The 5,147-nt window shown below is 40.4% G+C and carries 7 protein-coding genes and 1 pseudogene; 4 read left to right on the top strand and 4 right to left on the bottom strand.

Annotated features, from left to right (window positions below; translation table 11 throughout):
- The 3 genes and pseudogenes from WJ238_RS10705 to WJ238_RS10715 form a co-directional block, all read left to right on the top strand.
- A pseudogene (locus WJ238_RS10705) lies at window positions 1-147 on the top strand (SpoIID/LytB domain-containing protein); the annotation flags it as partial.
- A gap of 42 nt (window positions 148-189) precedes the next feature.
- On the top strand, window positions 190-996 hold the full coding sequence (locus WJ238_RS10710) for a peptidoglycan DD-metalloendopeptidase family protein (protein WP_337606923.1): 807 nt from the start codon (window positions 190-192) through the stop codon (window positions 994-996).
- A gap of 156 nt (window positions 997-1,152) precedes the next feature.
- Complete coding sequence (locus WJ238_RS10715) at window positions 1,153-1,467, top strand: GIY-YIG nuclease family protein (RefSeq protein ID WP_256195578.1); 315 nt, start codon at window positions 1,153-1,155, stop codon at window positions 1,465-1,467.
- A gap of 38 nt (window positions 1,468-1,505) precedes the next feature.
- Here WJ238_RS10715 and trhA read toward each other — a convergent pair whose 3' ends face one another.
- On the bottom strand, window positions 1,506-2,159 hold the full coding sequence (gene trhA / locus WJ238_RS10720; protein WP_416387397.1) for a PAQR family membrane homeostasis protein TrhA: 654 nt from the start codon (window positions 2,157-2,159) through the stop codon (window positions 1,506-1,508).
- Between the two features lie 249 nt (window positions 2,160-2,408).
- Here trhA and WJ238_RS10725 point away from each other — a divergent pair, with 249 nt between their 5' ends.
- Complete coding sequence (locus WJ238_RS10725) at window positions 2,409-3,026, top strand: ECF transporter S component (RefSeq protein ID WP_230107418.1); 618 nt, start codon at window positions 2,409-2,411, stop codon at window positions 3,024-3,026.
- A gap of 113 nt (window positions 3,027-3,139) precedes the next feature.
- On the opposite strand, the gene rbr is transcribed toward WJ238_RS10725, so the two are convergent.
- From rbr to WJ238_RS10740, 3 genes are all read right to left on the bottom strand, one after another.
- A complete protein-coding gene (gene rbr / locus WJ238_RS10730) occupies window positions 3,140-3,676 on the bottom strand; it encodes a rubrerythrin (RefSeq protein ID WP_230107417.1) in 537 nt (178 codons plus the stop codon).
- Between the two features lie 111 nt (window positions 3,677-3,787).
- A complete protein-coding gene (locus WJ238_RS10735; RefSeq protein WP_230107416.1) occupies window positions 3,788-4,330 on the bottom strand; it encodes an NADH peroxidase in 543 nt (180 codons plus the stop codon).
- Between the two features lie 96 nt (window positions 4,331-4,426).
- A complete protein-coding gene (locus tag WJ238_RS10740; RefSeq protein ID WP_337606924.1) occupies window positions 4,427-4,822 on the bottom strand; it encodes a Fur family transcriptional regulator in 396 nt (131 codons plus the stop codon).
- Between the last annotated feature and the right edge of the window lie 325 nt (window positions 4,823-5,147).

A 5,147-nucleotide genomic window follows, 5' to 3' on the forward strand; every position in this document is an offset into this window, starting at 1 on the left:
GGCCATGGTCTTGGACTTAGCCAGTATACGGCAAATGAGATGGCGAAAGAGGAAAAAACAACAGAAGAAATCCTGCAGTATTTTTTTGAAGGAACAGAAATAAGGGAGGTTGCGGAAATTATTAGAAATTCTGGTAATACAGAATAATGATATCAGCTTCTGGCAAAAATATAGCCAGAGGTGATGAATATGAATAAAAGACAAAAACCTTCAAAAAAGAGGAAGGGTGCCGGTATTGGAATCGCTGTCTGCTTTGTAGCCGCAATTATCATGGTTGGAACATATACGCTTCGGGATTATCAGGAAGCAAAGCGGCAGGAGCTGGCATTGTCAGAGGACGAGACAAAGGAAAAAGATATGCGGGAGGAAGAGCCGGAGGATGGAACAAAAGAAGAGGCAGGCAGTAATCTTGTGATCAATACAGAAGAAGATCCCACTGCTGCCGGCAGCAGCGCTGCAGAAGAGTCAGAGGAACAGGAAGACGCCCAAATTTCAGAAAATACAGATGGGACAGCCGGAGAAAACGGCTCATCTTCTGCAGGGATATCTGCGCAGACAGCCGGAAACAGCTCATCTGTAAATTTTACAGAAAGCAGTAAGCTTTTGTGGCCGGTAGACGGAAATGTACTGATGAATTACAGTATGGACGAGACAGTATACTTTTCTACACTGGATCAGTACAAATACAATCCGGCACTGATCATTTCCGGTGCTGAAGGAGACCAGGTCATCAGCAGTACGGCGGGAGTAGTAAAATCCATTGATGAAAATGCCGAGACCGGGACAACAGTAAACGTTGATATAGGGAACGGATATGAGCTGTTTTACGGCCAGCTGAAAGATGTGACTGTTAATACCGGAGATTATGTGGAGGGCAAGACGGTACTGGGATATGTGAGCCAGCCTACAAAATATTACAGTGTTGAGGGTTGCAATGTATACTTTGAAATGAGAAAAGACGGACAGCCAATCGATCCGGTAACGTTTATGGAGTAAGTTTGGGACGTAACACTTTTTAAAAGTGTTACGTCCCAAACTGCCTTTTACGGTGGGCAAAATTGCGTTTTACGGTGTCTCTATTTGAAAAAAACGGTGTGTTTCGTTATAATAGAACTGCAAAATGTGGAAAAGATGTGGATAAACTGTCAAAAGATGGGGGAAAAGCAAGTGGAAAACTTGTCGAAAACAAATTATACATACATTTTAAAATGTAAGGACGGTTCGTTGTATACGGGATGGACCAACAACCTGGCGAAACGTCTCCAGGCCCATAATGAGGGGAAGGGTGCAAAATATACCGGAAGCAGACGGCCTGTAACTCTGGAATATTATGAGATATATGAGACAAAGGAAGAGGCCATGCGTCGGGAATATGAGATCAAACATATGGGAAGAAAAAAGAAGCTGGAGCTTATTGAAAGGAAATGTCAGAAAGAAGACAAAGAAAAAAAGCCGGAGGAATTGTAACCTCTGGCTTTTCGTTCGGTACGATTTATTCAACCGGCTTACAGGACGAATGCATACATGACAACGAAGTGACATGCACTTCCTAACATGACGAAAACGTGAAAAATTTCATGGCTCCCGAAATTTTTATGACGGTTGTTAAAAAGAGGAAGCTTCAGTGCATATATTACTCCGCCAATAGTATAGATGATTCCTCCGGCCAGCAGCCAACCGAATGCAGCAGGTGACATGGAATTGAGAATTTGTGTAAATGCCAGCACACACGTCCAACCCATTCCGATGTACAAAACGGAAGATACCCATTTGGGGCAAAATACCCAAAATGCCTTTAAAACAATTCCAAGAATAGCAATTCCCCATACAATGGACAGAAGAATAATACCGGTCTTTCCTTTCAGTACAAGAAGACAGATAGGAGTATAGCTTCCGGCGATAAGAATAAAAATCATCATATGGTCAATTTTTTTCAAAACAGTATTTATCTTTTCGGAACGATTAAAGGTATGATATGTGGTGCTTGCTGCATATAGCAAAATAAGGCTTACTGCATATACTGCTATGGATATAATATAAATGCGTCCCGGCTCATGAGCAGCCTTGATCAGCAGGGGAACAGCAGCAAAAATTGCCATTAGCATTCCAATGAAGTGTGTAATTGCGCTTCCAGGATCTTTTACGTGTGACTTGATCATTTGTGTCATAATCTTTACCTCCTAGAAATATAAAACATAATAAGTAGTTTTTAAAACCATATTATCCATATACATATATTATATACGCTTACGCCAAAAATGCAACAATTTTAAGAAATATTTTGAAAATCGAAATATTAAAACTGGACTGGTCAAAAAGTAAATAACTGGCTATTTTTACACATCCACTCTGGTGATATGATAGACACATCAAAAGGAAAGAAAACGACAGAGAAAGGAAGCATCGAAATGGAACAAAAAAATCAGACGGTTACAAAACTAGCACAGACAGCGATTCTTGCAGCATTGTGTTATGTGTCATTCACATATCTACAGATAAAAATTCCAATGCCGGGCGGTGACGCCACATCGCTCCATATTGGAAATGCATTCTGCGTACTGGGAGCGCTTCTTCTGGGAGGCTGGTACGGTGGGCTTGCAGGAGCGATCGGAATGGGAATTGCAGATATCATGGATCCGATTTACATTACAGGAGCCCCGAAAACATTTTTCCTTAAACTGTGTATTGGTCTGATCGTGGGATTAGTTGCTCACAGAATAGCAAAGATCAATGAAAGTGACGATAAGGCGTATGTCTTTAAATGGAGTACAATTGCAGCGGTTGCCGGACTTGGATTTAATGTCATTGCAGATCCGCTGGTAGGATATTTTTATAAGATGTACATTTTGGGACAGCCGCAGCAGATGGCAGAAGTGCTTGCAAAATGGAGCACAGCCACAACATTTGTCAATGCGGTAGTATCTACTGTCCTCGTATCTGTCCTCTACAATGCAGTGCGTCCTATTCTTCTTAGGAGCGGTCTTATGCTGAAGCAGGAAAAGAGAACAGGAGTGCTGAAGCATTAGGAGAAAAGGCAGAATATTTGTAACAGCGCTATAAACCCCTGCCCTCGAAAAGAGGAGCAGGGGTTTTGACGGAAGGCTGTTTACAAGAAAAATATTTTCTCTACAGCTTTGCTTTAGTAATTTTCAGCTTTTCTTTCAAAGTAAGCCTTCGGATGAGCACATACCGGGCAAACTTCCGGAGCTTCTTCTCCATAATAAATGAATCCGCAGTTTCCGCATTTCCATCCAAGAGGAGCGTCGCCTTTGAAAGTTTCTCCTGCTGTATAGTGATCCAGAAGTCTCTGATAGCGGGCTTCATGAGCCGCTTCAACTTTTGCAACACCCTCAAATTTTGCAGCAAGCTCTTCAAATCCTTCTTCTCTTGCTTCTTCAGCCATGCGTTTATACATGTCTGTCCATTCGTAATTTTCGCCTGCAGCGGCATCTTTCAGGTTTTCAGCAACATCACCGATTCCGTGAAATTCTTTAAACCACATTTTTGCGTGCTCTTTTTCCTGATTTGCAGTTTCTTCAAAAATGTTCGCCATCTGGACAAATCCTGCTTTTCTTGCAGCACTTGCATAATATGTATATTTGTTGCGTGCCTGTGATTCTCCTGAGAAAGCTTCCATTAAATTCTTTTCTGTTTTTGTTCCTGCATATTTAGACATAATTGATCCTCCTTTTGTTTATAGTAAGTGATAATGGATTTCTGTAAAGTGACTGATTAAAAATGATAAAAAGGGCTACAGAAAAAAACTTATCCTGCAGCCCAGCGTTTTTTAGCCAAAGTATCTCTTTAACAGTCCTTCAAATGCTTTTCCGTGACGAGCTTCATCTCTTGCCATCTCATGAACAGTGTCATGGATTGCATCAAGGTTAGCGGCTTTTGCACGTTTTGCAAGATCAAATTTTCCAGCGGTAGCTCCGTTTTCAGCATCTACACGCATTTCCAGGTTTTTCTTTGTGCTGTCTGTCACAACCTCTCCTAACAGTTCGGCAAATTTGGAAGCATGCTCTGCTTCTTCCCAGGCAGCTTTTTCCCAGTAAAGTCCGATTTCCGGATATCCTTCTCTGTGAGCAACTCTAGCCATTGCCAGATACATACCAACTTCTGTACATTCTCCTTCGAAGTTTGCTCTTAAGTCTGCAAGGATGTCTTCGCTAACGCCCTGAGCAACACCTACAACATGCTCTGCAGCCCATTCTCTTTCTCCTGTCTGCTCTTTGAATTTTTCAGCCGGTGCGTGACAGACTGGACATTCAGCCGGAGCAGCTTCTCCTTCATAAACATAACCACATACTGTACAAACAAATTTTTTCATAGTTCTTTCTTCCTTTCTTATGATTTATTTTATTTTTTTAATATTAGTAATTGTTACTAATATTAATTTACAACTTTTTATCTGCATTGTCAATAGTTATTTTGTTTTCTTTTTCAAACAATCGCCGCATGTTCCGAAAAACATTGCAGTATGAGACTCTATAGAACCATCAAAACACTTTTCAGCAAGTTTGTCAATGGAATCCAGAGGTTCCATATATAAATCAATTACTTTGCCGCAAGACGTACAGATAACATGATAGTGAGGTTCTACCGTACCATCAAACCGGTCGCCCCCGTCAGGAGTCGTGATCTTGTTGATCTCGCCCATATCGGCAAGAAGATTGAGATTTCTGTATACCGTACCAAGACTGATGCGGGGAAATTCTTCGCGCACATGCATATAGACAGTATCGGCAGTGGGATGTTCTTTTGTGCTGGCGAGAAATTCTTTGATCGCCTCACGCTGACGGCTGTATTTCAAATTTGCCATGATGCATCCTCCCTTCCTAGTTTAATAAATGCAATGTGAATTATATAATAATGATAATTATTACTGTAATTAAATTATACATCTTTATGAGGAAAAGTCAACTCTTTTTTAGGCAGTTCATTTTTTGTTTTGATTTGTACAATCTGAAATTTAACAAATTGTAACAAATTACGACTGAAAAAGAGAGAAATATTAAGAAAAACATAATAAAATGTAGGGAAAATTCAAAGAAATTCAGTTGACAATGCATAATACGGTTGATATAATCATATCGTAACATTTGTAACAATTCTGTAATATTTACAAAAGATAAGAAAACATAAAC

The sequence above is a fragment of the Claveliimonas sp. genome, from assembly GCF_037273965.1.
Lineage (GTDB): Bacteria > Bacillota > Clostridia > Lachnospirales > Lachnospiraceae > Claveliimonas > Claveliimonas bilis.

What these genes read in the sequence shown, in the direction of transcription:
- WJ238_RS10710 (WP_337606923.1), top strand. Translation starts at nt 190, where the DNA reads ATGAATAAAAGACAAAAACCTTCAAAAAAGAGGAAGGGTGCCGGTATT.
- WJ238_RS10715 (WP_256195578.1), top strand. Translation starts at nt 1,153, where the DNA reads ATGGGGGAAAAGCAAGTGGAAAACTTGTCGAAAACAAATTATACATAC.
- trhA (WP_416387397.1), bottom strand. Translation starts at nt 2,159, where the DNA reads ATGATCAAGTCACACGTAAAAGATCCTGGAAGCGCAATTACACACTTC.
- WJ238_RS10725 (WP_230107418.1), top strand. Translation starts at nt 2,409, where the DNA reads ATGGAACAAAAAAATCAGACGGTTACAAAACTAGCACAGACAGCGATT.
- rbr (WP_230107417.1), bottom strand. Translation starts at nt 3,676, where the DNA reads ATGTCTAAATATGCAGGAACAAAAACAGAAAAGAATTTAATGGAAGCT.
- WJ238_RS10735 (WP_230107416.1), bottom strand. Translation starts at nt 4,330, where the DNA reads ATGAAAAAATTTGTTTGTACAGTATGTGGTTATGTTTATGAAGGAGAA.
- WJ238_RS10740 (WP_337606924.1), bottom strand. Translation starts at nt 4,822, where the DNA reads ATGGCAAATTTGAAATACAGCCGTCAGCGTGAGGCGATCAAAGAATTT.